We start from the raw sequence: 24,718 nt of genomic DNA, 5'->3' as shown, positions 1-24,718 counted from the left end.
AGGATTTGCACGACAGTCTCAGAAAGACAGCAGAAACCGGGCCGGTATCTTACTGGCTGTCCTCGCCATCTTCATCACCATCCCCCGAACCATCCGGAGAAACGGCCACAAAGAGCTGCTGGCCATCCCGCAGGATCCGCAGCAGCGGAGGCTGATGCTGCCTGAGCGCCTTCTGCACCAGCGCGACCACGGCATGGGGATTGGCTGTCATCTGGTTGCCTACCGCCACGATGATGTCCCCGGGACGGATGCCCGCATGGTCGGCAGGGCTGCCCTGCCCCACATCGGCCACAACACAGCCCTGCACGCTGTCATCCAGCCCCAGCTCCTGACGGATCTTGGGCGTGAGCACGCCAAGAGCCAGCCCGAGCTTGCCAGACGGCGCTTCTGCCGTGCTGCCATCCGTACCGGCCCCTTCCTGCCCGCTGCGGGCCTGATTGCCGACCGTAACGGTCAGGGACACCGTCTTGCCATCCCGCAGCACGGTAAATGTCCCCTTGGAACCCGGCGCCATGGACACGACCTTCACGGCGAGGTCGTGCGCACTGCGGACATCGTGACCATCCAGCGACAGGACCACATCGCCACTCTTCAGCCCGGCCCTGTCTGCCGGTCCTCCCTTGATGAGATTGGCCACCAGCGCCCCATGGGACGGGGCACCGGGATGGTCGCTGCTGACCAGCCCAAGAGCACGGGCCATGGTCGGGGTGATGTCCTGCGTCTCCACACCGATGAAGCCACGCACCACATGGCCAGTAGCCCGCAGCTGATCCACCACCGAGCGCACCGTGGCGGACGGAATGGCAAAACCAATCCCGATGGACCCGCCACCATTGGGCGACATGATCATGGAATTGACACCAATCACCTTGCCATCCAGCGTGATGAGCGGGCCACCGGAGTTGCCGTGATTGATGGGCGCATCCACCTGTATGAAGTCGTTATAGGCACCGGAATGGAGGTCACGCCCCAGAGCGGAAATGATGCCCGCCGTCACCGTACCGCCCAGACCGTACGGATTGCCGACGGCCACGACCCACTGCCCCGGCTGCACGTCGTCGGAATTGCCCAGCTCGACATAAGGCAGATGGTCGGCCTTCACACGCAGCAGGGCAATGTCCGTCTTGGCGTCATGACCGATGACCTTTGCTGGCATGGTCGTCCCGTCATCCAGCTTCACGCTGACCTTCGTGGCACCATTGATGACATGGTTGTTGGTCACGATGTAGCCATCAGCCGAAATGATGAAACCCGACCCCCGAGCCTCCACCATGCGGTTGGACGGCATACCTGGCATCATCTGGAACGGGAAGGGAAAGGACGGGAACGGGAATGAAAACCCCTGCGGCCCGCCATTCCCTCCGGATGGTCCCCCTTCTTCATCATCAGCGCCCTCGCGGATATGGGCCGTGATGGACACGACTGCCGGTTTGACCTGTTTTACGATCTGCACAAAGTCGGGAATCCCCTGCCCGCCCGACATCTGCGGACGGATGGGAGCATTCTGGGCCACGGCAGGCAGCGGAAGGCTGGCCAGACCCAACACGGGCAGCATGGCCATGCATGCCAGAGACAGACGGGAAGGCGATTTCATCGCAGAGATTTCCTGACGCTAGATGTTAAACTCTTATCAACTGGAACTGTCCTACTAGATAGGAACAGGGCAGGCCGCTCTGCAAGCAAGTGCCACATAAAAGAAATGTAAGGCATGGCCAGCCATGTCCCTCTCCGGCCCTTTCCCAAGGCTCTTGCTGACAGGGCGGCATGATTTTACAACAGGCACCATGCAGACCACATCCCCCCCCATCAGGCAGGGCACATTCTGGCCGGAATTTCTCCGGGGCATGAAGACATCCCTGCCGCTGCTCATCGCCTTCGTGCCGTTCGGCCTCCTTCTGGGCAGCAGAGCCGTACAGAAAGGGTTCTCCATTGTGGAAGTTCCCCTGCTGACAGGCCTCAACTTTGCTGGTGGGTCAGAATTCGCCGCTGTCGGCCTCTGGTCCATTCCCCCTGCCATCCTGCTGCTGGCCGGGGTGACCTTCCTCATCAACAGCCGCCACATTCTCATGGGGGCAACGCTGGCCCCGCATCTGCGCCACCTGCCTCGCTGGAAGATCTTTCTGCTGCTCTTCTTCATGTGTGACGAGGTCTGGGCGCTCACGCTGGCTGACCTGCATGACAGGCCGGGATGCCGCTTCAGCACCGGCTTCTATGGCGGCATCACGGTCTGCCTGTATCTCTGCTGGCTCATTTTCACCTTTATGGGCGGCTATACAGGCAACCTGCTGGGTGACATGACCCGCTACGGCGTGGACATGGCCTTTCCCGCCGTCTTCATCATGCTGCTGAAGGGCATGTGGAAAGGGGCCCGCAATGCCCTGCCATGGTGTGTCAGCCTTGGCGTTGCCGTGCTGGTCTATCACCTGCTGCCCGGAGCCTGGTATGTCCCGGCTGGAACGCTGGCCGGAATCATCACGGCCCTGCTGGTGGTGAGGGGCGCATGATCCTCCATCTCCCTGCCCTGCTGGCCATTATCGTCATGGCTCTGGTGACGTACCTGACACGCATCAGCGGCTATCTGCTGCTCGCAGGCCGCTGCCTCTCGCCCCGCATGCAGGCCATCATGGACATCGTGCCCGGCTGCGTGCTGGTAGCCGTCATTGCCCCGGACTTCGCCACAGGCCGCCCGGCGGACATTCTGGGACTGTTCGCCACCATTCTGGCCGCCACACGTTTCTCCCTCCTGCCCACCATGCTCTGCGGAATCATCACGACGGGGCTGCTCCGGGCCGTGCTGGGGTAATCAGTCCCTCTGCCGCAGCACCCGGAAGAAACGCCGAAGCTGCGCTCCGGCCTCACGTTCCCGCACACCACTGATGATCTCCCCGGGCCGGTGCAGGCAGCCCGGCCGGGCAAAAAGACGGGGCCCATGGTCCACCCCACCCCCCTTGGGGTCGTAAGCGCCATAGATCACGCGACTGAGCCGGAAATGGGTGATGGCCGCAGCACACATCGGGCAGGGTTCCAGCGTCACGACCAGCGTGCAGCCTTCCAGCCGGGCCGTGCCACAATGGCGTGCTGCCTGCCTCATGGCCAGCAGCTCGGCATGAGCGCTGGCATCGTGATGATCCTCGACATGGTTGCGGGCCATGGCCAGAACATGCCCCTGCCCATTCAGCACTACGGCCCCGACAGGCACCTCCCCCATGCGGGCAGCCTCATCCGCCAGGGCCAGGGCCTGCTGCATGGCCTGCTGTGTTGTCATGACGGCGGGAAAAGACATGCACACGCACCCCTGATACTGGAAAACCAACCACAAAATCCCTCCCTGACTGCTTTATAGAGCCGTAAATGGATTGCCAAGGAAAGGCCGGACACTGTATGTCCGCAGGTTATGAAAGATGTTGCATCCCCTTCCTCCGAAACACAGCGTGGTGAACGCATTGCCAAGGCTCTGGCCCGCCGCGGGGTGGCCAGCCGCCGTGACATCGAACGGATGATAGGGGAAGGCCGCATCACCCTTGGTGGCAGCCCGGTCACCCATCCAGCCACTTTCATCCAGCCGGGTGATGTTGTCTGCGTGGATGGCAAGCCCGTGGACCCACCCCAGCGGACCCGCCTCTGGCGCTATCACAAGCCCGCCGGGCTGGTCACGACCCATCACGACCCGGAAGAACGCCGCACGGTTTTCGACTCCCTGCCCGCCGCCATGCCCCGTGTTGTCAGCGTGGGACGGCTGGACCTGAACTCCGAGGGACTGCTGCTGCTGACCAATGATGGCGGCCTGGCCCGTGAGCTGGAACTACCCTCCCGCCAGTGGATCCGCCGTTACCGTGTCCGTGTTTTCGGTCTTGTGGATGAACGGCGGCTGAAAGAGCTTGCAAAAGGCTGTGTGCTGGATGGTGTGCAGTATGGTCCCATCGAGGCAACGCTGGATTCCTCCAAAGGGGACAATTCATGGCTGACCGTCAGCCTGCGGGAGGGCAAGAACCGCGAAATCCGTAAGGTCATGATGGGCATGAACCTCCATGTCAGCCGCCTCATCCGCCTCTCCTACGGCCCCTTCAGCCTTGGCACTCTCAAACCCCATGAGCTGGAAGAGGTCTCGCACAAGACCCTGCTGGAGCAGATTCCGGGCCTGAAGTCCGGCAGGACCGGCAGGACACGGTCCTGACACCATGAGGATCATTGCCGGTACAGCCCGCAACCGTCGCCTTCAGGTCCCCGCAGGGATGACCACCCGCCCGACAGCCCAGCGCGCCCGGCAGACCCTCTTTGACATGCTCATGCATGCTCCCTGGTTTGGCCGGGATGAGCTGGAAAAAGCGCTGGTACTGGATGCCTTCGCCGGTACGGGTGCCCTGGGGCTGGAGGCCCTCTCCCGTGGGGCACGGTTTGCCACCTTCATGGAAGGAAGCCGTCCCGGCATTGCCTCCCTCCAGGCCAATCTCCGCAGCTGCGGCATGGCGGACCGTGCCCGCCTGCGCCATTGTGACGTAACCCATCCCCCCAAGGCGCCTCAGCCTCATACGCTCATTTTTCTCGACCCTCCCTATCACAAAGGGCTGGTGCAGAAGGGCCTGCGCACATTGTGGCGTGCAGGCTGGGTGGCTGACGGAGCCCTGATTGTTGCAGAAACGGAAACCACGCCCCTCCAGAATGATGGCCGGGACCCTGAAGAGCCCTTCCAGCCCTTCCATGCCCATCTCCTGCCCAGCCTTGCGGCTCCCCCGCCAGAACTGCTGGCACAGCGCAGTTTCGGCGCTGCCACGCTGCATGTCTGGCGCCATGATGGCAGTGTCAAAGGCAGCCGCCCTGTGCCCTGATCCGGGCGAACGGGTGGTTCCGCTTTCCAGAATCAGTCCGGACAGGCTATATTGCGGGCCGATCATGCCTTCCTGACCCGCCAGAGGATCTGCCCCTGTGCTTTCCCGCTTCCGCCTTCCCGCCAAGCTGCGTGCCATCCTGCCTGCCTCACGGCACAGCCATGCCAGCACCGTTGACCCATTTCCCGGGCATGACATGGCGGACGACACCCTGGACATTCCCGCATGGCATGACTCCCCCTTTTCCCGCATCCTCTCGGCACGGATGATGGAAATACTGGCTGTCATTCTCCTCATCATGGCACTGGCGATTGCGGCTTCCCTTTTCAGCTTCAACCCGCATGATCCCTCCTTCAACACCGCCACAGGCACTGAACCGACCAATCTGCTCGGACGTTTCGGAGCCACCATTGCCGATGGGCTGATGCAGCTGCTCGGCCTGGCAGGCATTGTCCCTGTCCTCGTCCTGCTGGCATGGACGTGGCAGCTCCTGCGCCATCACCATCTTGGCCTGCCTCTGCTCCGCCTCGTAGCTGCGGCACTGTTCTGTCCGGCCGCCGCAATGACGATCGGCCTGTTACAGCTGACCGTTCCCGGGCTGGGCATTGCCTGGCCCACCAGCAGCGGGCTGGGAGGGGAAACCGGCGTTTTCTTTGCCCAGAAGCTGTTGAATCTTGTCTCGGGTGAAACTGGCAGCATGGGGGGCATTCTCTCCATCCTGATCAGCCTTGCCATACTGGCCGTCTTCTGTCCCCTGTCCATGGGGCTGCAGGGGCGGGAGTGGCGCTCCGTTGGCCGCGGCCTCAGCGCCCTGGTGCGCCTCCCTGTCAGGGCCCTGCTCCGCTCCCGCAGAGCAACCCCCGAGGCAGAACGGCATGTCGCTTATCCTTCAGGCTCTGGCGGTCCCATCCGCCATGGACGCCCGGCCATGGGAAATGCCCCTCTTCCATCCGGTTTCATCATGCGCAACCTCAGCCGACAGGCAGAGCGGACAGCACCAGCCCCCACCGGCACCACGCCATGGTCCCCCATGCAGCAGGGGGCGGCCCCCTGGCAGAAGCCCTCTTCCGCCCAGACACAACCCCCTCCCCGGCCTGACCCGGTCCCTGTCCAGGAAGAAGACGCCCTTCAGGCCACACAGCCGGAAGACGAAGCCGACAATCCCTATGCCCGTATGCTGGCCCATATCCGCCACGACCCCGGGCGGACAAGCACGGTCCAGCGCCGCCATGCGGAAGAGACCCATGACGACATCTCCGGCGCCCCCCTGGATATCCAGCCACAGGAACTTTCCGGTCCGGCACAGCAGCCCGGCTTCCTGAAGCGCTTCATGGCCGCCACCAGCCCGGCGACTGGTGCCGGGTCGGGCTCTTCCGGCATGGTAGAAGAAACAGCCTACAATGCTGCTCCCACCATGCAGGCAGCTACGGATCATGCAGTCGGCATGAACGGGGCTCCGGCCCATGAAGGCTCCATGCAACCGGGCGGGGCATCTGTCATGCCACCACGCCCTGTTCCGCCACCACCCGGTATGGCTCTGGGACCACTGCCCGGCATGACAGCCCCTTCCGCCTGGCTGCCACCTTCCATTGGCCTGCTCAACCCGCTGCCAGACCAGAACGAAACTGGTCCTTCCGAAGAGGCTCTCCAGGCCAATGCCCAGATGCTGGAAAAAGTGCTGGATGATTACGGCGTACAGGGAACCATTACCGATTACCGGGCCGGGCCAGTCGTCACACTCTATGAGCTGGAGCCAGCCCCTGGCGTGCGCTCCTCCCGGGTGATCGGACTGGCTGATGACATCGCCCGCACCCTTGCCGTGCTGAGCGTCCGCATCGCCACAGTGCCGGGCCGGAATGTCATCGGGATTGAGGTCCCCAACAAGACCCGTGAGACAGTCTATTTCCCTGAGCTTCTGCTCTCACCGGCCTGGAAAGAAAACCGCAGCAAGCTGCCACTGGCCCTTGGCAAGGACATTGCCGGGGAGCCCATCATGGCCGATCTGGCACGGATGCCGCATCTGCTCGTGGCCGGAACGACCGGGTCCGGCAAGTCAGTCGGGATCAACGCCATGATCCTCTCGCTGCTCTACCGGCTCAGCCCGGAAGACTGCCGCCTCATCATGATCGACCCGAAGATTCTGGAGCTGTCCATCTATGACGGCATCCCGCATCTGATGACCCCGGTGGTGACCGAACCACCCAAGGCTGTCAGTGCTCTGAAATGGGCCGTACAGGAAATGGACCGCCGTTATCGCCTGATGGCGGATCATGGTGTGCGGAATATCAGCAGTTACAATGACCGGATACGCCACCTGAAAGCCTCCGGTGAAACACCTACCCGCCGCATCCAGACAGGCTACGACCCGGAAACGGGCCGCCCCGTTTTTGACGAACATCGCCTGCCATTGGAACACCTCCCCTACATCGTCATCGTCATTGATGAGATGGCTGACCTGATGATGGTGGCCGGTAAAGAGATTGAAGCTTCCGTGCTGCGTCTGGCCCAGAAAGCCCGTGCCGCTGGCGTGCATGTCATCATGGCCACGCAGCGTCCTTCTGTTGATGTGATCACCGGAACGATCAAGGCCAACTTCCCAACCCGCATTTCCTTCCAGGTCACCAACAAATACGACAGCCGCACCATTCTGGGTGAGCAGGGGGCCGAACAGCTTCTTGGCCGGGGTGACATGCTCTTCATGCAGGGTGGTGCCCGCATCACCCGTGTGCATGGGCCGTTCATCAGTGATGAAGAGGTCGAAGCCGTGGTGGCCGACCTGCGCTCCAAAGGCTCTCCTGTCTACAACACCGAGGTGCTGGCTGACGAACAGGAAGAGGAAGATGCATCCTCCAGCGGCAAAGGGGGCGGCAAAGGTTCTGATGAAGATCAGGACAGTGCCCTTTATGAACAGGCAACGGAACTTGTCGTCCGGGCCCAGAGGGCATCCACCAGCTTCGTGCAGCGCCATCTCCGCATAGGCTATAACAGGGCTGCCAACATCATCGACCAGATGGAGAGAGAAGGTATCATCAGCGCTGCCAACCATGTGGGAAAACGGGATGTTCTGGCAACAAAGGCCTCTCTGGGGCTGGACCGGCACGATCCTGATGACGAGGACTGACCCGTGGCGCCCCCTCCCCTCTTCCAGCCCGGAAAGGAGCTGCCCCTCCTCTGGGAGGACCGTCATTTTGTCGTCATCAACAAGCCGGCAGGACTTGCCGCCCATCCCGGCCCCAAAGTCCAGGACAGTGTCGAGAGCCGTCTGCTCCCCCAGAAGCGGGGCGGCCCGTGGCTGGTCCACCGGCTGGATGCTGATACGGCAGGGTGCCTTCTCATAGCCCGACGCAAATCAGCCCTTGTTGCTGCACAGAAGGCCTTTGCCACACATGAAACCATCAAACGGTACTGGGCACTGGTTGAAGGACATCCCACCAGACAGCAGGGCACTCTCACAACCCTGCTGCGACGTGTTTCCTCAATCCGGCAGGGATGGAAAATGGTCTCCGACCCCATGCCCGAAACAGTACACCCTTCCCAGACTGACCAGGGCCGTCTGGCCCAGACATCATGGCGTGTTCTGGCCAGTGACGGAACATCCAGCCTGCTGGAGCTGACCCTCCATACAGGACGGACCCACCAGGCCCGTGTCCATTGCGCCGCACTGGGCACGCCCATCATCGGGGATGGTCTTTATGGCAGCCGCCATGATGCAGGCCGGACGCGTCTGCTCGCCCGCTCCCTGGAAGTGCCCGTCAGGCTGGTCTCTCCACCGGAAACGGACAGAACCGTCCCCCGGCTCGCCAGCTCATGCCGCATAAAGGCCACAGCAGGAGACGTGGAACTGGAGCGGTTCCTCCAGGCCCACGCCATCCCAGCCAGACCGTAATATCCTCAGGCAGAATGGAACAGATCAGCTTCCAGCTGGTCCGGGTTATCCCTGTAACGCTCGGGGTCCGTCTGTTCCGTAATGGCAAAATAGGCCCCGTTCTTTATGAAATCCATATAGTTGCGGCCTGATTTCAGATAATGGAAAACGCACCAGAGCAGATTGCAGTTCTTTTCCAGAATGGGAAATACCCGCTCTTTCTCATGATAGGGGATATCCATTTCCGGGACGAAGGCATGATATGTATCCGCATTGAGCGGCATGTAATCGTACCCGTCCACCCCATTGTTCTTGAACTCGTCAGACGCCAGGAGCTGGATCAGCTGAAAATAGATACCTCCACCCTCCTCAAGATAAAACAGGACCCTGTCCCGGAATACCGGGTCTTCATCCACAAACATGGACTCCAAGGAGTTATGCACGATGGTGGCCAATATCGGGAAATAGACGGCCATGTCGACGTTATATTTTGAACAGATGTAGTACCAGCGGTCTTTCCGTGAGTAGAAATCCGTGAAGGTGGCGGCAAACCCCCTCATGACATCGCTTATGAACCGGTTGGCCCCCTGAATGCGCTGATGGATCTCCTGGCCAGCACGTTCTGCGAGGATCAGCTCTGTCAGGATCGTATTCTGCATGCCAATCAGGTCAAATCCATTGGAATAGTAGGGGTCCCATATTCCGTAGGCATCCCCCACCAGAGCCCAGCGCTCATCACTCACCCAATAATCAGACTGGGTAGCAAACCGCCTCAAGATCCTGAAGTCCATGATGGGAAACTGTTCCTCATCAAGATAATCCATCAGGACCCGGACATTGTCTCTCAACCAGAGCTTTGTCTTCTCCCATGTGGCGAGATCCTGGAACTCGTACATGTTCTCATCAAAAATGATGCCGACACTTGTCACGTTCTCGGAAAGACGCAGGATCCATACCCAGTATCCTACACCTTCCAGATGAATGGAGCTCCATGACCGATTCTCCGTCGTGAAAGGGTTGTCGCTGGTCAGTGGCAGAAAATCATCCACATTGACACCACCCCCAACCCGGAACCAGACAGACGAATGGTTGAGTGGCAACCTGTGTGTGAGGTCGAATTTACGGGCCAGCAGCTTCTTCAGCCCGGCAGCATCAACAAGCCAGTGCGCTTTCAACGTTCTGGAACTTTTATCATTCCTGTCCAGAACATGAACGTGCTTTTCACCATCAACCGTTTCGAAATCAAGATATTTATGGTTCAGGTAAAAATCCACCTTGTCTTTGACAAGGTCAAAAAGATCATTCTCAAGCTTCCCACGCTCGAAATGAAAGGCATGGTTGGGAGTGAAATTATTGTAACCCATTTCCTGATAGGATGATTCATTGATCTTGAAAAAACGCATTCCCAGCTTCCGCGGGTAACGCTCCTTCATGAATTCCTTCAGCCCGAGCATCTGATCAAAATAAACAGCCCCTATTTCATTGAAGGACTCACCGACCTTGTCTGATATGTCATCGAGGGGAAAGGAAGAATCATGCACAATGGCAATGCGCAGGTCACTGGACTTTTTCCTGAGCTGATAGGCCAGTGTCAGTCCAGCAAATCCCGCACCAATAATAAGGACGTCATACATCACAACCCACCCTGTACTCCACACATGACGCAACTGCCAGCTTCTGGAACCTGACAATCAGATACACTGGGCTGTCCCGATCCGTTCATCCCACATTGTCATATGGGACAGCTTCCTTCACCGGATTACTCCCACGACCAGTATCACCGTGGAAAGCCATATCAGGCAAGTCATTTTGTTAATTAAAAATAAACCATTCCCACAGAGGGAATCTGATCCCCTGAACAGGCATGAACCTCACACGGGGTCCATCAGCATCCGTGTCACGGCCTTCTTGAAAGGGGCCAGACGGTTGGCCAGCATAAGTCCGGCCCGGCGGGCCAGAGGGAATGGTCCGTCATCCCGGGTGTAGGCCACAGCAATGGCATTGGTCGCCGTAAAGAGCGGGAAAGTTGCCTTGCGATGTCGCCGCTCAAAACGCTGGAGCGACGCCGCATCACCCGGGTCCCCAGGTCCAGCGCTCAACTCCTGCACCAGTGTTTCCTGCCCCCGGATGCCGAAATTGAAACCATGTGCCGTAATGGGGTGCATACCCACGGCAGCATCACCAATCAGGGCCACACGGGGAGCCTGAAAGCGATGGGCATAGACGGCCTTGAGCGGGTAGGTGATACGGTCGCTCATCACCCGCAGGAGGCCGAGCCGTTCATCCGTCCGACGGGTGATCTCGGCATTGAAATCATCCGGGGCCGCTACACGAAGTCGGGCAATATCATCCGGCGGCAGGGTCAGCACCAGAGACGAAATATCGCCCATACCCCCATCCGGGGCGACCGGCAGGAGGGCGATCGTCTGGCGTTCATCAAACCATTGCAGGGCCGTATTGTCATGCGGTGTAAGGTGCCGCATCCGGCAGACAAGGATGCTCATGCCGAAATCATGCACGATGGCCCCGATCCCGGCCAGCTCCCGTATCTGGGAGAAGCGGCCATCCGCCCCGACCAGAAGACGGGCCTGCATGGCCCGCCCATCCGACAGCCGGACCTGCATGACATCCCGCCCGGTCTGATACCCTGTCACGCCTGTCCGGCAGAGCAGGGTGATGCCCTCTGTCCGGCTCACGACACGATGAAGGGCACGACGGATGAGATGATTGGCCACCAGGAAGCCCAGCGGTTCCCCTTCTGGCCCCGCATCGGACGAGGCAGCCCCTCCCCCATCCGGCGCATGGAAAATGAGAGGAGGGCCGCCCAGACTGCCACTCTCTACCCGGGCGACATCAAGGGGGCAGATGGCCTCTGCCGGAATCTCGTCCCAAACGCCATGCTGTTTCAGCCAATGCACGGTATGGTGGGTCAGGGCAATTTCCCGCCCATCGAAGGACGGAGCCTCCAGCACGCTGCAGGGAACTTTTTCCACCACGCTCACCTGCCAGCCTTCCCGGGCAAAAGACAGGGCGGCTGCCAGACCGGCAGGACCACCACCAGCGACCACCACATCACAGGCGGCCCCCCCCTTCCGCTCTGGCCCCTCTGCCTGATGATCATTACCATGTCGTGTCATGATGCAGCCCCTGTCCCCCAGTTCTCCCTGGTCACGGCTTTAACCTACCAGGCATGCCCCGGCAAGCAGCCCGTCTCCGTCCTCAGCGTTGCCTGTCATCCGCACCGAACGTGACAGGTGTCTGCCCATCCCAGAAAGCCACATGATCACCCACATCCGGGCGGACATGGGCCCGTTCCGGCTTTTCTGGCGTACCGACAAGCAGGAACCCCGCAAGCCGGTGCGGGGCCTCCAGCCCCAGCTGGCTGAGCAGGGACCGGTCCTCACAGAACCTCCCGCTGATCCATACCCCTCCGAATCCTTCCATGTGCAGGGCATTGAGGACATTCATGGCCCCGGCGGCCACAGCCATTTCCTGCTCCATGACGGGAACCTTGTGCTCCGGCCGGAGATGCATCCCCAGTGCAATGACCATCGGCGTCTCGGAAAAACGCCTGCGCCGCTTCTCACGCTTCTTCTCCGGGGCATCAGGCTCCTGCCGGGCCACGGCGGCAACAACATGTCCGGCAAAGGCCGGGCGGGCATCGCCAGCAATCACCACATACCGCCACGGGCAGAGATGCCCATGATCCGGAGCCCTCAGCCCGGCGGAGAGGATGCGGGCCAGCACCTCTCCCTGCGGAGCCGGAGCGACCAGATCGCCTGTCGAGGAACGCTCCAGCAACACATCAAGCGGGGAAACAGATGAAGCCTGCGCCATGATGACGGCTCTCCTGAAAATCTTGTCATGGTCTGTTAACTGGACAGTCTCACCCACAGCGTCACAATAAGCAAGTTTGGAAAGCAGCCCATATTGGTATAGCAGAAAGACATGACGACTCAGACATCACGAACCGCCACATTGAATCGCCAGACAGGCGAGACCGACATCACCCTTTCCCTCGCCATTGACGGACACGGGAAGAACAGCATCCAGACAGGCATTGGCTTCTTCGACCACATGCTGGATGCCCTGGCCCGGCATGGCGGGCTGGACCTCACCGTACAGGTGAAAGGCGACCTCCATATTGATGACCACCACACCATCGAGGATGTGGGCATCACGCTGGGAGAGGCCCTCCACAAGGCCATCGGCGACAAGCGGGGCATCGAACGTTTCGGCTCTGCCCTTGTCCCTCTGGATGAAGCGCTCTGTGAAGCGGTCGTGGACATTTCAGGCCGTCCCTTCCTGGCCTGGAACATCACCTTCCCCCGTGAGATGATCGGCGCCATGGCCACGGAAATGGTGGAAGAGTTTTTCCGTGCTCTCTGCATGTCCGCCCGCATCACCGTGCACATGAATGGCCGTGCCGGAACCAATGCCCACCACATTGCCGAAAGTGCCTTCAAATCCTTCGCCCGGGCCCTGCGCATGGCGCTCTCCCGCGACCCCCGCAGCGCCGGGCAGATTCCATCCACCAAAGGGGTGCTGTAAAGCTCCCTCACGGTTTTTCCTTGATTTGTCTCCCCCACCTGCCTGAAACAGGACCGGGCAGCTTGCAGTATGGAGAGTGTTCATGCGTGTTGTTGTAATCGACTACAATGGCGGCAACCTGGCTTCTGCTGCACAGGCAGCACGAAGGGCCGCAGCCCTGCGAGGGCTGGAAGCCGACATCGCCATCTCCCGCAACGAGGCTGACATCCTTGCTGCCGACCGTCTCATCCTGCCTGGCCAGGGTGCCTTTGCCGACTGTGCGAAAGGGCTGGACGAGGGCGCTCTCCGCCCCCTGCTGGAAAAGGCAACAGCAGAAGGCACGCCCTTTCTCGGCATATGCGTGGGGATGCAGCTCATGGCCCAGTACGGGCTGGAACATGGCCGCACGGAAGGGCTGGGCTGGATTGATGGCCACATCGCTCCCATGGATGACAGTACCCGACAGGGATTCCGGCTGCCGCACATGGGGTGGAACACTCTCTCTTTCACACCCGGTGCCCATCCGCTGACAGAAGGGCTTGAGCCGGGAAATCACGGCTATTTTGTCCATTCCTATGCCCTGGTGGACGCCCGGGCAGAAGAAACCATCGCCACGGCGGATTACGGCATGACCATTCCGGCCATCGTGGCCAGGGGCAACCGCTGCGGCACACAGTTCCACGTGGAAAAAAGCCAGGATGTAGGTCTGACCATCCTGGGCAATTTCCTGACATGGCAGCCTGGCTGATGCAGGGACGGCCATGGAACCAGCCTCCAGACAGTTACCGGGCCGAACGGCTGGGCCACACCATCAGCGAGGATGACCTCGAAAGCCTGATGGAAAGCACCGTGGCCGCCATTCTGGCCGAGGGCGTGTTCGACTGGCACACGCCCCCTGAAAGTGCCGTCCTGAGGCGTTTCTTCGAGGGTCTCCTGCTGGTACCGGACCGGGACGTCTTCATCGTCCGGGCACCGGATGGCAGCATCTGCGGGGCGGCTGTTCTCGCTCATGCCACGTCCCGGTCCGAAATATACGGTGCCAGCGCCACCATCACCGCCTTTTTCATCGTTCCTTACGAGCGGGGAAAAGGTCTGGGCGCCCTCCTCATGGAGGCCATCATCAACAGGGCACTGACCCGGGGCGCCAAGGTACTGGACTGCCGTGTGCGTGAAACACTGCACGACGCCATAACCCTGCTCACCTCCTTCAACTTCACCCACTGGGGCACACACCCCTATTTTGCACGAATCGGAGACCGGACAGTGCGCGGACTATTCTTCTCAAAACTCCTCGTCCCTGAAGAAAGAGCCATGCAGTGGCAGCCTGCCGGCACACCGCTCTCCGTGCCACACCATGGCCCCGCACCGGGCGGAACCCTCCGCAAACCGTTGACCCTCTACCCGGCCATCGACCTCAAGGGCGGGGCCTGTGTCCGCCTGCGGCAGGGGGACATGAATGCTGCCACCCATTATTCCGACAATCCTCCTGCCCAGGCCAAGCTGTTCGAACAGGCCGGGTGCCGCCACCTCCACATTGTCGATCTGGACGGCGCCTTTGCGGGCCGGTCGGCCAATGTGAAGGCTGTGGAGGATATCATCGCCACCACATCTCTTCCTGTCCAGCTCGGCGGAGGGCTGCGGGACATGAAAGCCATTGAACGCTGGCTGGAAGCCGGTGTCAGCCGGGTCATCCTTGGTTCCGCCGCCGTGAAAGACCCCGGCCTTGTCCGGCAGGCCGCCCGTGCCTGGCCGGGCCGCGTGATCGCCGGGATCGACGCCCGGCAGGGCCGTGTTGCCACCGAAGGCTGGGCCGAAGTCTCCGAGCTGACCACCACCGACCTCGCCCGCCGGATGGAAGAGGCAGGCGTCGCCGGAATCATCTTCACCGAGATCACCCGGGACGGCATGCTGGAAGGTCTGGACATTGATCAGACGGTCGAGCTGGCCCGCCATGTCTCCATCCCCGTCATCGCCAGCGGCGGCGTGGGCACGCTGGACCATCTCCGGGCCTTGCGACAGGCGGCCGATGAAACACCCGGCATCACCGGCGTGATCGTGGGGCGCGCCCTGTATGATGGCCGCATCAATCTGCCGGAAGCCCTGTCCGTACTGGAGGGATCATGCTGAAACTACGTGTCATCCCCTGTCTCGACGTCCATGACGGGCGGGTCGTCAAAGGGGTCAATTTCGTCTCCCTGCGGGACGCCGGAGACCCGGTGGAACAGGCCCGCCTCTATGATGCCGCCGGAGCGGACGAGCTGACCTTTCTGGACATCACGGCCAGCTCGGACAATCGGGACACCATTCTTGACGTTGTCGAACGTACCGCCGCCGAAGTCCGCCTGCCCCTCACCGTTGGTGGTGGCGTGCGACGCTGTGCGGACATCCGCAGACTTCTGCTGAGCGGTGCCGACAAGTGTGCCATCAACTCCGCCGCCATCCGCACGCCAGAGCTCATCAATGAAGCAGCGGAACGGTTTGGCAGCCAGTGCATCGTCGTGGCGATAGATGCCCGCTCCGATGGCCATGGCGGATGGGAGGTCTACGCCAAGGGCGGACGGGAACCAACCGGACTGGATGCCGTCGCCTGGGCCGAGCAGATGGCCACACGGGGAGCCGGAGAAATCCTGCTCACCAGCATGGACCGTGACGGTACACGGTCCGGCTTTGACCTTGATCTGCTGGGAACCATCTGCAAACGTGTTTCCGTTCCCGTCATCGCCTCCGGTGGTGTGGGGGAACTGGCCCATTTCGTGGAAGGAGCCCGGGCGGGTGCCAGCGGTCTGCTGGCCGCCAGCGTGTTCCATTTCGGCCAGTTCAGGATCGGTGAGGTCAAACAGGCCCTGCACGATGCCCGGCTGCCCGTCAGGCTGGGCCGCTAGGGACTGGCATGACAAAGGACAGGAAACATATGGCCCAGAATAATACCCCCTCCCGTGAGACAGGCCGCAAAGAGGTTCTGGAACGACTTTACCATACGGTTCTGGCCCGCAAGGGAGCCTCACCATCCGTCAGCCATTCGGCCCGTCTCATGGCTCGGGGGCGGAGCAAGATTGCCCAGAAATTTGGCGAAGAAGCCGTCGAATGTGTCATCGAGGCCATCAAGGGCGACAGGCAGGGCCTCATCAGCGAAAGTGCGGATGTCCTCTATCATCTGATCGTGATGTGGGTTGATGCGGGCATTGATCCGGCGGATGTCTGGGCCGAGCTGGAACGCCGTGAAGGCACGAGCGGCATCGAGGAAAAAGCCTCCCGGCCGAAACCGGCCTTCTGAAGGCACGGCTCATAGGTGGGTTGCCTCCCCCTCCCTTGACTTCCCCCCACCTCACTCCCCAATCATGGAGGAAGAGGAGGAACCCATCTTATGCCGACCGCTACCCCCGCTTACGATCCCAACAATGTCTTCGCCAAGATACTGCGGGGAGAGATTCCCGCTGAACGTGTCTGTGACAGCAAACATTCTTTCGCTTTCTACGACATCTCTCCCCTCGCCCCGATCCATGTTCTGGTGATCCCCCGTGGCGCCTACACGGACCTGCACGACTTCATCTCCCGTGCCAGCGATGAAGAGATTCTGGATTTCTGGAAACTGGTGGACAAAATTTCTGCCGAGCAGTCCCTCATCCCCAGCGGGTTCCGCCTCATCAGCAATGTGGGTCGTGACAGTGGACAGGAAGTGCCGCACTTCCACGTCCATCTTCTGGGTGGGCGCCCGCTCGGCCCCATCCTGGCGGCTGACCAGTAACGGCACCGCCCCATCCGGGGAAGCTGCCTCTGGGCGGCTTCCCCCCCCTTTCGGGACTGGTTGGAAAACCTTTTTTTACAAAAGGTATCTTTCCCTCTTGCACTTCCCCGCCGTTCCCTCTAGAGAGGGCTCACGCCTTTAGTCCCGTTCGTCTAGAGGCCTAGGACACCGCCCTCTCACGGCGGCAACACGGGTTCGAATCCCGTACGGGACGCCAGACATTTCATGAAAACTCTGAACAATCGGCCTGACAGGCATCTCTTGGACATCATCCTGACGTACCATTCTTCCCCTTGGTGGGCAGACACGGAGTGCGCCTGCCCACCCGGTTTCAGAACGAGACCTTACTGCATCTCGCCCAGAGCCTCGGCCATGACGGGAGCATCATAGCGGGGTGCGGCGACCTCCAGATAGGTACCCTGCCCCGGCCTGACAGCGTCCAGAGCCTGACGCAGAGCCCTGGGTGTGCTGATGCGCTCGCACTGCCAGTCCTTGCCGCCGAACCCACGGGCCAGAGCCGTGTAATCCCAGCTGGCAATGTCATTGTAATAACGTTCCCCGTCATCACAGAGCAGACGCTCGATCAGATAGCCATCATTGTTCAGGACAAGGATGAGCGGATGACAGTCAAAACGGGCAAACTCACCGAGAGCCTGTACCGTCAGCTGATGTGACCCTTCACCGGTCAGCAGGATGATCCGCTTGTGAGGGGCTGCGATGGCCATGCCGAACGCCGCCGGCGTGGCCCAGCCGATGGACCCCCACAGGCTCTGCTCCTCATAGTCGACCCCTTCAGGCAGACGGATGAAGCCCATGCCCATGGCGACCGTCCCCGTCTCACTCACGACGATATCCCCAGCCCGGAGATGATCCCGTATGGCGGCATAGAAGGTATGGGTTCTGATCACCCCAGCATCCCCTTCGTCAGCCTGCCGAGGGGGCAGTTCCATCCCCAGATAGCCGGGACCGGCGGGGCAGGATACGGTATCGGCCAGATCGGCCAAGGCTTCGATCACATCGGCCAGATCAACGGCATGAACGGCACCATCACCAAAGCGCACCTCATGCGCCATGACACTGATGATGCGTTCCGGGTCCAGCTTCTGGGTGAAAAGCCCGGTGTTGAAATCCGTCATTTCAGCACCCAGCGTCAGGACGAGATCGGCCTGCTCCACAAAGTCGGCGACATCTTCCTGCACGAGATGCCCGCCATACATCCCCACAAACCCTTCAGCCTGTTCATCCACCACGCCCTTGTCCATGAACATGGTGGCATGGGGCAGACCGGACCGGCTGAGGAACCGTCTCATCGCCTCCCGGCAGCCAAACCGGGCCGTCAGGATACCCGGCAGGACACAGGGAGACGTGCTGCGCTCCAGCTCGGCCATGATGCGCCGTGCCACGATGGCGGCCTGTTTCCCGCTCCGCACTTCCGGAAGAGCCATGTCACCATCAGGCATGACCACATCATCATGAGCTGCATCGAACGGGATGCCAATATAGACCGGCCGCCGCTCCCGGCGCAGCGTGGCCAGAACACGTTCCAGCTCCTGCACGCAGTTCTGGCCATCCAGAATGGTACGGGCACAGACGACATGACCGGCAGCATCATAAAAGGCCGTGGTCTGCCCGTTGCCCAGGGTATGATGCACAAGCCGCTTTTCATCCAGCACGGCCCGCTTGGGCAGGCCAACCAGATGGATGACCGGCAGATGCTCCGCATATGCCCCGGCAACGCCGTTCATGGCACTCAGCTCGCCAACGCCATAGGTCGTGTTCAGGGCCGCAATCCCCCGTATGCGGGCGTAGCCATCGGCCGCATAGGCGGCATTCAGTTCATTGGAGCAACCAATCCAGCGCATGTCCGCCCTGGCCGTGATGGCGTCATTAATCGGGAAGGCATAGTCACCCGGGACACCGAAGACATGCTCCACACCCAGCCGGGAGAGCTGGTCCAGAAGATAATCGACAACCTTTGCCATCGTACGTTCCTTTCATCATTGGCACGTCAGTCCGTGCCTCTGAGGAAAGCCTATCCAGCCCATCTTCAATATGATAATATTATATTTCTATACAGACTATAGCCTTTTCCCTATGCCATACCCCCAACTGACTCTCCGGGAACTCCACTACTTCATGGCCGTTGCCACACAGGGCAGCTTCAGCCGTGCGAGTGACCAGCTGCACATCAGCCAGCCTTCCCTGAGCATGGGCATCCGCTCTCTGGAAAACAAACTGGACGTCCGCCTTTTCGAGCGGTCCCACAAGACCATCACCCTGACGGAAAAGGGCAAGACCTTCTTTCTTCATGCTGAACGTCTGCTTGAGGCCGAACAGAATCTTCACCGGGCGATGGCGGATGATTCAGGCCCCCTGAAGGGGACGGTCCATCTGGCACTCCCACCCATATTGGGGGCGATCTACTTCCGTCCCATCATCCGGCAGTTCTGCAGCCTCTATCCCGATGTCGTGCTGAACATCGAGGAACATCCCTCCGACAGGCTGGTGGCCCAGCTTCTCGGCCATCACACGAACATCGCCGCCCTCATAGGGCCTGTCCAGAACAGGCAGCTGCGCACCATCCCCTTTGCAGAGGCAGAACTCTGCCTGCTGATGGCCGACTCACACCGGCTCGCAGGCCGGGAGAGCTGCTCCTTCACGGACATTCTGGATGAGAAGATCGTCCTCATGAATGAGAACTTCAAGATAAACCGTTTCATCTCGGAAGCCTTTGCCAGTCACGGGGCCGCGCCCCATGTCACCGGGCGCACGGGTGACACAACCCTCCTGCTGACCATGGTTCAGGCGGGTGTCGGCGTCACCATCATTCCGGCGGCCTTCCACAATCCGGCCCAGAATGACGGGCTGTACTGCTGCCCGTTGCAGGACCCGACCATCCGCATCACCATTTCACTCGCTGTCCGCCGCAACACCCCCCTGAACAGAGCCGAAGAAACCTGGTTGCAGACCAGCTTGCCCTGACCCCCTGCCCGGGACGCCTGCAAACACCAACATGCTCCGGCCTCCATTCGGCTCTCCCCGACACAAGGCCAATTTTCCAAAACATGGTTCAGGAAAGCCATGAAAAAGACAAACATTCCACCTACATCATAACCTGCAGTCGGCATGATCTCTGACTGCCTTCCTGCTGGTATCAAAATACTATCTCTGTAGAATGATGGAGTCTCCGTGGAAAAACGCACAGAAGAACCCATGAGGCCGAGTGCCGGGTCGCTCTGCTCGATACGACTTACAAATAACGAAAAATAGCCATGAAAAACCATTCTTGAATAATTAATTAAGGATAATTATAAAATAAATTTTCAATTGCAAATGTTTATATTCTCTTCAATGCTAATTTTACAAAAACTTCCTCACCACAACCACATATTGCATACACCATAAAATTACTTATCCCAACAAGTTGTTCCGCAGGGACCATCACAAACGCTGCCAATGCCACCTTCAGCGCCACGGGCGGGTCTCAGGCCTCCGCAACAAACAGCGGCGTCATGACCCTCGCCGGGGGCAACAAAACGGATGGTGCTGTCACCAATACGGGCAACGGGTCCCTGACACTCGACAACAGCACCATCGGCGGTACCCTCACCCATGATGGCCAGAACCTGACCGTCACCAGCAACAATGCCTCCGCCGGGTCCCTCGCAGGAAACAGCAACGGCACGCTGGATGGCACGCTCATCCTGACAAAGGCCAGTGACACCTACGCCGGGTCTCTTTCCGGCAATGGTGGCCTGACCATCGATGGCGGGACGGAAATCCTGACAGGTGACAGCACCTATTCAGGCCCGACGATGATCCAGAACCAGGCAACTCTGGAAGTGGATGGTCGTAATGGTTCCAGCCCGGTTTCCGTCGGCAATGGCGCAACCCTGCGTGGTACCGGCACCGTCAGCTCAACCCAGGCTGTCTCCGGTGCTACGGTCGCCCCCGGTGCGATCGGCTCTGATGCGCTCTCCACCCTGCATGTCAGTGGTAACCTGACCATGGCCAAGGGCTCTGTCCTGCGGATCCGCGGGACGAGCGATACGACGGGCCGGACCATTGACACGGCAAAAGGCAACGGGTTCCATGAACTCACCTCAGACCGTCTGGCTGTCACGGGCACGGCTTATCTGCAGGGCGGGACTCTGGACCTCCAGCTGAAGAATGCAGGCGCGGGCCTGACATATGGGCAGGCTTACCGTGTCCTGACGGCATCCGGCGGTGTCAACGGCCAGTTTGACGAAAAACTGTCGAGCAATCTGGCACCCCAGTATGCCTATCTGGACCCAGCCTTTGCCTACAGTGCCGATGCTGTTGACATCGTCCTGCGCCGCAATGCCAGCTCGTTCAGCACGGTAGGTGAAACCCGCAACCAGATTACCACCGGCCAGGGGCTGGACCATCTCGCTCCCAGCTCGGCGCTCAGCCAGGCCATGACAGGCCTGACACGGGACCAGGCACGGCGGGCGCTGGACAATCTCTCCGGTGAGCTGCACGCCTCCATCCGTACGGCGCTGATTCAGGACAGCTTCTACATCCGCAATGCGGTGATGGACCGTCTGGCAAACAGCGACTGCGATTATGGCCATAATGGCCAGAGCCTCTATGACCTGAAGACGCATAAAAAGAATGGCGCCTGCTATTCCGACCATGCTGTCCTGTGGGGGCAGGCTTACGGAGCCCTCGGTCATAACAGCGGAGATGGCAATGCTGCCCTCATGCACCACAACACGGCCGGGTTCATCATGGGGGCGGATGCGCCGATCAACCGCAGCAACTGGCGTGTCGGCGGGCTGCTGTCCTATGGTCACTCCCAGTTCAACATCCAGCGGGGGCGCTCCTCCTCCGGCAACAGCAACAACATCACTGTTGGGGCCTATGCCGGGACACACTGGGGCCGCCTGAACCTACGACTGGGCGCTGCCTATAGCTGGAATGTCATCAACACCCGTCGGCATGTCGCCGTTGGTGATTATGGCGGGCGCCTCAGCAGTGGCTATCTGGGTGGAACTGCACAGACATTCGCTGAACTGGGCTACAAGATGCGCACCGGGCGCGGCGTCTTCGAGCCGTTCATGAACGTGGCGTATGTGAACATGCAGACCAACAGCTATCATGAGCATGGCAACGAGGCCGCCCTGCGCAGCCGTGGGACGGATACGGGGGTCACCTTCTCAACCTTCGGTTTCCGTGCCGCCACGACGCTGAATATCGGCCGGACGATCTTCATGCCGCACCTCACGGCAGCCTACCGCCATGGCTTCGGTCGCCTGGGGTCCCGCCAGCATGAGGCCTTTACCACAACAGGCGGGCCCAGCGACATGGACGTCGCCGGTGTTCTGCTCTCCAGCAATGCGGCTGTCGTGAATGCTGGCATGACGGCCCGCCTGACTGATCGTATTGATCTGGATCTGTCCTACATTGGCCAGTACGGCAACCAGTCGACCGAAAGCGGTGCAACGGGAACCTTCAAGATGAAGTTCTGATCCCGTATCTCCGGTATCGCAGACAGAAAAGGGCGGACCACCATGGTCCGCCCTTTTTGTTGGGTGTGGCTCCTACCAGCTGCCCCCTGGGGATACGCCTGCCCACAGTACAGAACAGACCGTAACAGACTGGACCTGTGCAGGTAATTATGAAGGACTGGCTTAATCTCTGATAAGGGAACAGCCCCTATCTTCAGACGGTTTCCACGAAAAAACCGGATACCGCCCAAGATAGCTGCTCATGATTGTCGCACAGAACCAGACCATCACGTACACTCCCCAATCCCGTAAAGCTGTCATCAACACCACGCTTTTCATGCCTGACAACCTGTCGTTGCCACAGGAGGATACGTTTTTCGCCTTTCAGGGAGGGTCACTGGTCATCTCACCGGCATCATGGAATGGCACCGTCAGCTCTTCTCTCATGGCTGCCCCCCATTCCCTGACCATAGACCCCGGAACAGGTGGACAGCTTGCTCTTGATTACGGAGGGCTGAGCAGCGCCTCCCTCCAGACCAATCTTTCCCTGGACCTCCATCTGGTCAGCCCACCACCATCCGGCTTCACATTCCAGTTCACATTTTCCGGCCAGACGACATCCAGAACGACAACACGGCAGCGCTACGATGCCTCGGCCAACCAGACCATCATCCAGATGAACGAGGATTACAGCTTCTACAGCACGGTCCATGCAAACATCTTCATTCCCGGCAATCCATATGGCCTCCCGCAGGATGGACGCTGGTCCCCGTTCACACCTCCGGCACCACCACAAACCAGTGCGGATGTTGTCTGCTACCTCGCAGGCACATTGATAGACACCCCCCAGGGCCCCAGACCCATTGAGGAGCTGAGGGCCGGTGATGCCATCCATGTCTTCCGGAATGGTCACAAACACATCGAACATCTCCGCTGGAGTGGCTGGAAATCCGTCACACCCACCTCGTCTGACGACTGGCCAATACGCATCAGACGCCACACATTCGGGGAGAACTGCCCCTTCCGTGACCTCTACATTACCGAAGAGCACTGCCTGCTGCTGAAAGGCAGCTTCATTCCCGCCCGTATGCTCGTCAATGGCAGAACGATCCTGCGGGAAGAACGGGACAGCTACGACATTTACCACATCGAGACCTATGAGCATCGCATCATCAGTGCCAATGGTGTCCTGTCCGAAACATATCTGGACACGGGCAACCGCCACAGTTTCACGACGCCTGAAGCAGCCCTGTCCATTCCCTCCCCAGCGTCCTTCCACTCCCGCCCCAAAGACTGGCAACAGGACGCCGCCGCCCCGCTGAACGTGGATCGGGCCTTTGTCGAGCCCCTGCATGCTGCACTGGCAGAGCGGGCAACCCGGCTGGGATTCCCACCGGAAACCGCCAGACCAGCCACCACAGACGACCCGGCCCTGACCCTGCTGGACCCACAGGGGACCGAACTCGCCCTGTATCAGCGCAATGGCGGACACTACCTGTTCTGGCTGAAAAACAGTCCATCCTTTCTCACCATCAAGTCCCGGACAAGCCGGCCGGACAGACAGATTGGCCCTTTCGTGGATGACAGACGAACCCTGGGCGTTCTTGTCGGCGAGATAACGCTCGTTCAGCCTGATGGAACCGACATCCCCCTGACATCACACCTGACAGCCGCCCCGAACACAGGATGGGATGTTACAGAGCCTGTTCCATGCCGCTGGACCACCGGGGCAGCCCATCTGCCACTGCCTGACATGAAACAGCAGAATGGCTGCCTGCTGAAGCTCGAGATACTCAGTGCAGGCCCCTATGCTCTTGCCTGACAACCCACTGAAAACACATAAGGGGATGGCCCATACGGACCATCCCCTCACAGAGAGCCTGCCCTGACTGGACAGAGACCCTACCCACGGCCATCCCTTGCGGGATGACAGGGATCAGATCAGACGTGTGACGAAGTTCACAGCCTGCTGAATGCCCGTCCCTACAAGAGACAGGATCGTACGCAGAGGATGCTGCAGGAAATTGCTAAAAGCAGAGGTAAAGCTCTGGATAGGAGACAGCAGCTGCCCAAGACCACCAAGATTGAAACCGGCAGCAGGAGCAGCAGCCCCCTGCGGGTAGCTAACGGCCGGGATCGTATTGGTATTGGCAGCCGGGGCCAGAGCGGCCAGCGGGTTCTGTGCGCCGCCACCAAGACCACCAACCAGACCACCAATCAGGTTGCCCAGACCAAAACCACCAGAAACGCTGTCCAGCTCGCGGTTGCTGAGAGCTCTCAT

22 protein-coding genes and 1 tRNA gene are annotated in these 24,718 nt (G+C 60.2%); 16 read left to right on the top strand and 7 right to left on the bottom strand.

Going from position 1 to position 24,718, the window contains the following annotated elements:
• Positions 1 to 49 precede the first annotated feature (49 nt).
• Positions 50 to 1,594: a Do family serine endopeptidase gene (locus J8Z04_RS04195; RefSeq protein WP_043562042.1), complete on the bottom strand. Its 1,545-nt coding sequence runs from the start codon at positions 1,592 to 1,594 to the stop codon at positions 50 to 52.
• A gap of 190 nt (positions 1,595 to 1,784) precedes the next feature.
• Here J8Z04_RS04195 and J8Z04_RS04190 point away from each other — a divergent pair, with 190 nt between their 5' ends.
• The gene (locus J8Z04_RS04190) at positions 1,785 to 2,504 is read left to right on the top strand and encodes an AzlC family ABC transporter permease (protein ID WP_052349255.1); all 720 of its coding nucleotides are present in this window, start codon (positions 1,785 to 1,787) and stop codon (positions 2,502 to 2,504) included.
• Entirely contained in the window at positions 2,501 to 2,803 is a 303-nt protein-coding gene (locus tag J8Z04_RS04185) for an AzlD family protein (protein ID WP_197981633.1), read from the top strand. Before J8Z04_RS04190 ends, J8Z04_RS04185 begins: the two co-directional genes overlap by 4 nt.
• Here the strand turns inward: J8Z04_RS04185 and J8Z04_RS04180 are convergent, their stop codons facing one another.
• Positions 2,804 to 3,283, bottom strand: a complete 480-nt coding sequence (locus tag J8Z04_RS04180) for a nucleoside deaminase (protein ID WP_227656459.1) — start codon at positions 3,281 to 3,283, stop codon at positions 2,804 to 2,806. It abuts the gene before it with no gap.
• Between the two features lie 111 nt (positions 3,284 to 3,394).
• On the opposite strand from J8Z04_RS04180, the gene J8Z04_RS04175 reads away from it, so the two are divergent.
• The 4 genes from J8Z04_RS04175 to J8Z04_RS04160 all read left to right on the top strand — a co-directional run bounded on the left by J8Z04_RS04175 (position 3,395) and on the right by J8Z04_RS04160 (position 8,712).
• Complete coding sequence (locus tag J8Z04_RS04175; RefSeq protein WP_043562036.1) at positions 3,395 to 4,174, top strand: pseudouridine synthase; 780 nt, start codon at positions 3,395 to 3,397, stop codon at positions 4,172 to 4,174.
• 4 nt (positions 4,175 to 4,178) lie between these two features.
• Positions 4,179 to 4,826: an RsmD family RNA methyltransferase gene (locus J8Z04_RS04170; protein WP_192848581.1), complete on the top strand. Its 648-nt coding sequence runs from the start codon at positions 4,179 to 4,181 to the stop codon at positions 4,824 to 4,826.
• 97 nt (positions 4,827 to 4,923) lie between these two features.
• Positions 4,924 to 7,947, top strand: coding sequence for a DNA translocase FtsK (locus tag J8Z04_RS04165; protein WP_338123636.1), 3,024 nt, complete (start codon positions 4,924 to 4,926; stop codon positions 7,945 to 7,947).
• A 3-nt stretch (positions 7,948 to 7,950) separates the two neighbouring features.
• Positions 7,951 to 8,712, top strand: coding sequence for an RluA family pseudouridine synthase (locus tag J8Z04_RS04160; RefSeq protein ID WP_192848580.1), 762 nt, complete (start codon positions 7,951 to 7,953; stop codon positions 8,710 to 8,712).
• 5 nt (positions 8,713 to 8,717) lie between these two features.
• On the opposite strand, the gene J8Z04_RS04155 is transcribed toward J8Z04_RS04160, so the two are convergent.
• The 3 genes from J8Z04_RS04155 to J8Z04_RS04145 form a co-directional block, all read right to left on the bottom strand.
• Positions 8,718 to 10,325 carry an NAD(P)/FAD-dependent oxidoreductase gene (locus J8Z04_RS04155; protein ID WP_081562670.1) on the bottom strand — a complete coding sequence of 536 codons (1,608 nt, stop codon included), beginning with the start codon at positions 10,323 to 10,325 and terminating at the stop codon, positions 8,718 to 8,720.
• Positions 10,326 to 10,562: 237 nt separating this feature from the next.
• Positions 10,563 to 11,828 carry a 5-demethoxyubiquinol-8 5-hydroxylase UbiM gene (gene ubiM / locus J8Z04_RS04150; RefSeq protein ID WP_192848579.1) on the bottom strand — a complete coding sequence of 422 codons (1,266 nt, stop codon included), beginning with the start codon at positions 11,826 to 11,828 and terminating at the stop codon, positions 10,563 to 10,565.
• An 82-nt stretch (positions 11,829 to 11,910) separates the two neighbouring features.
• Positions 11,911 to 12,528: a nitroreductase family protein gene (locus J8Z04_RS04145; RefSeq protein WP_043562027.1), complete on the bottom strand. Its 618-nt coding sequence runs from the start codon at positions 12,526 to 12,528 to the stop codon at positions 11,911 to 11,913.
• A 111-nt stretch (positions 12,529 to 12,639) separates the two neighbouring features.
• Between J8Z04_RS04145 and hisB the strand changes: the two genes are divergently transcribed.
• From hisB to J8Z04_RS04110, 7 genes are all read left to right on the top strand, one after another.
• The gene (gene hisB / locus J8Z04_RS04140; protein WP_086441412.1) at positions 12,640 to 13,242 is read left to right on the top strand and encodes an imidazoleglycerol-phosphate dehydratase HisB; all 603 of its coding nucleotides are present in this window, start codon (positions 12,640 to 12,642) and stop codon (positions 13,240 to 13,242) included.
• 82 nt (positions 13,243 to 13,324) lie between these two features.
• Positions 13,325 to 13,969, top strand: coding sequence for an imidazole glycerol phosphate synthase subunit HisH (gene hisH / locus J8Z04_RS04135; protein WP_043562021.1), 645 nt, complete (start codon positions 13,325 to 13,327; stop codon positions 13,967 to 13,969).
• Positions 13,954 to 15,348 (top strand): 1-(5-phosphoribosyl)-5-[(5-phosphoribosylamino)methylideneamino]imidazole-4-carboxamide isomerase, encoded by a 1,395-nt coding sequence (gene hisA, locus J8Z04_RS04130; RefSeq protein WP_227449767.1) that lies wholly within the window; start codon positions 13,954 to 13,956, stop codon positions 15,346 to 15,348. The genes hisH and hisA overlap by 16 nt, the downstream gene beginning before the upstream one ends.
• Positions 15,342 to 16,103 (top strand): imidazole glycerol phosphate synthase subunit HisF, encoded by a 762-nt coding sequence (gene hisF, locus J8Z04_RS04125; RefSeq protein WP_103765784.1) that lies wholly within the window; start codon positions 15,342 to 15,344, stop codon positions 16,101 to 16,103. Before hisA ends, hisF begins: the two co-directional genes overlap by 7 nt.
• 29 nt (positions 16,104 to 16,132) lie before the next feature.
• Positions 16,133 to 16,495: a phosphoribosyl-ATP diphosphatase gene (locus J8Z04_RS04120; protein WP_052349243.1), complete on the top strand. Its 363-nt coding sequence runs from the start codon at positions 16,133 to 16,135 to the stop codon at positions 16,493 to 16,495.
• Between the two features lie 90 nt (positions 16,496 to 16,585).
• Complete coding sequence (locus J8Z04_RS04115; RefSeq protein WP_043562011.1) at positions 16,586 to 16,966, top strand: HIT domain-containing protein; 381 nt, start codon at positions 16,586 to 16,588, stop codon at positions 16,964 to 16,966.
• Positions 16,967 to 17,107: 141 nt separating this feature from the next.
• Positions 17,108 to 17,183: transfer RNA gene (locus J8Z04_RS04110), tRNA-Glu, on the top strand.
• A 127-nt stretch (positions 17,184 to 17,310) separates the two neighbouring features.
• Here the strand turns inward: J8Z04_RS04110 and J8Z04_RS04105 are convergent.
• Complete coding sequence (locus J8Z04_RS04105) at positions 17,311 to 18,948, bottom strand: alpha-keto acid decarboxylase family protein (protein ID WP_192848578.1); 1,638 nt, start codon at positions 18,946 to 18,948, stop codon at positions 17,311 to 17,313.
• A gap of 70 nt (positions 18,949 to 19,018) precedes the next feature.
• On the opposite strand from J8Z04_RS04105, the gene J8Z04_RS04100 reads away from it, so the two are divergent.
• The 3 genes from J8Z04_RS04100 to J8Z04_RS04090 all read left to right on the top strand — a co-directional run bounded on the left by J8Z04_RS04100 (position 19,019) and on the right by J8Z04_RS04090 (position 24,259).
• Positions 19,019 to 19,948 carry a LysR family transcriptional regulator gene (locus J8Z04_RS04100; RefSeq protein ID WP_332067168.1) on the top strand — a complete coding sequence of 310 codons (930 nt, stop codon included), beginning with the start codon at positions 19,019 to 19,021 and terminating at the stop codon, positions 19,946 to 19,948.
• Between the two features lie 530 nt (positions 19,949 to 20,478).
• A complete protein-coding gene (locus tag J8Z04_RS04095) occupies positions 20,479 to 22,458 on the top strand; it encodes an autotransporter outer membrane beta-barrel domain-containing protein (protein ID WP_232086391.1) in 1,980 nt (659 codons plus the stop codon).
• A 241-nt stretch (positions 22,459 to 22,699) separates the two neighbouring features.
• Positions 22,700 to 24,259, top strand: coding sequence for a Hint domain-containing protein (locus J8Z04_RS04090; protein ID WP_192848576.1), 1,560 nt, complete (start codon positions 22,700 to 22,702; stop codon positions 24,257 to 24,259).
• Positions 24,260 to 24,373: 114 nt separating this feature from the next.
• On the opposite strand, the gene J8Z04_RS04085 is transcribed toward J8Z04_RS04090, so the two are convergent.
• Positions 24,374 to 24,718, bottom strand: a complete 345-nt coding sequence (locus tag J8Z04_RS04085; protein ID WP_192848575.1) for a hypothetical protein — start codon at positions 24,716 to 24,718, stop codon at positions 24,374 to 24,376.

The organism is Bombella apis, from assembly GCF_018221685.1.
GTDB classification, from domain to species: Bacteria; Pseudomonadota; Alphaproteobacteria; order Acetobacterales; family Acetobacteraceae; genus Bombella; species Bombella apis.
The sequence above is the reverse complement of the archived record's forward strand: the minus strand, read 5'-3'. Positions and strand labels throughout refer to the sequence as shown.

Excerpts from the sequence above, each read along its gene's own strand:
- J8Z04_RS04195 (WP_043562042.1), bottom strand. The coding sequence starts at position 1,594 with ATGAAATCGCCTTCCCGTCTGTCTCTGGCATGCATGGCCATGCTGCCC.
- J8Z04_RS04190 (WP_052349255.1), top strand. The coding sequence starts at position 1,785 with ATGCAGACCACATCCCCCCCCATCAGGCAGGGCACATTCTGGCCGGAA.
- J8Z04_RS04185 (WP_197981633.1), top strand. The coding sequence starts at position 2,501 with ATGATCCTCCATCTCCCTGCCCTGCTGGCCATTATCGTCATGGCTCTG.
- J8Z04_RS04180 (WP_227656459.1), bottom strand. The coding sequence starts at position 3,283 with ATGTCTTTTCCCGCCGTCATGACAACACAGCAGGCCATGCAGCAGGCC.
- J8Z04_RS04175 (WP_043562036.1), top strand. The coding sequence starts at position 3,395 with ATGAAAGATGTTGCATCCCCTTCCTCCGAAACACAGCGTGGTGAACGC.
- J8Z04_RS04170 (WP_192848581.1), top strand. The coding sequence starts at position 4,179 with ATGAGGATCATTGCCGGTACAGCCCGCAACCGTCGCCTTCAGGTCCCC.
- J8Z04_RS04155 (WP_081562670.1), bottom strand. The coding sequence starts at position 10,325 with ATGTATGACGTCCTTATTATTGGTGCGGGATTTGCTGGACTGACACTG.
- ubiM (WP_192848579.1), bottom strand. The coding sequence starts at position 11,828 with ATGACACGACATGGTAATGATCATCAGGCAGAGGGGCCAGAGCGGAAG.
- J8Z04_RS04145 (WP_043562027.1), bottom strand. The coding sequence starts at position 12,528 with ATGGCGCAGGCTTCATCTGTTTCCCCGCTTGATGTGTTGCTGGAGCGT.
- hisB (WP_086441412.1), top strand. The coding sequence starts at position 12,640 with ATGACGACTCAGACATCACGAACCGCCACATTGAATCGCCAGACAGGC.
- hisH (WP_043562021.1), top strand. The coding sequence starts at position 13,325 with ATGCGTGTTGTTGTAATCGACTACAATGGCGGCAACCTGGCTTCTGCT.
- hisA (WP_227449767.1), top strand. The coding sequence starts at position 13,954 with ATGGCAGCCTGGCTGATGCAGGGACGGCCATGGAACCAGCCTCCAGAC.
- hisF (WP_103765784.1), top strand. The coding sequence starts at position 15,342 with ATGCTGAAACTACGTGTCATCCCCTGTCTCGACGTCCATGACGGGCGG.
- J8Z04_RS04120 (WP_052349243.1), top strand. The coding sequence starts at position 16,133 with ATGGCCCAGAATAATACCCCCTCCCGTGAGACAGGCCGCAAAGAGGTT.
- J8Z04_RS04115 (WP_043562011.1), top strand. The coding sequence starts at position 16,586 with ATGCCGACCGCTACCCCCGCTTACGATCCCAACAATGTCTTCGCCAAG.
- J8Z04_RS04105 (WP_192848578.1), bottom strand. The coding sequence starts at position 18,948 with ATGGCAAAGGTTGTCGATTATCTTCTGGACCAGCTCTCCCGGCTGGGT.
- J8Z04_RS04100 (WP_332067168.1), top strand. The coding sequence starts at position 19,019 with ATGATAATATTATATTTCTATACAGACTATAGCCTTTTCCCTATGCCA.
- J8Z04_RS04095 (WP_232086391.1), top strand. The coding sequence starts at position 20,479 with ATGACCCTCGCCGGGGGCAACAAAACGGATGGTGCTGTCACCAATACG.
- J8Z04_RS04090 (WP_192848576.1), top strand. The coding sequence starts at position 22,700 with ATGATTGTCGCACAGAACCAGACCATCACGTACACTCCCCAATCCCGT.
- J8Z04_RS04085 (WP_192848575.1), bottom strand. The coding sequence starts at position 24,718 with ATGAGAGCTCTCAGCAACCGCGAGCTGGACAGCGTTTCTGGTGGTTTT.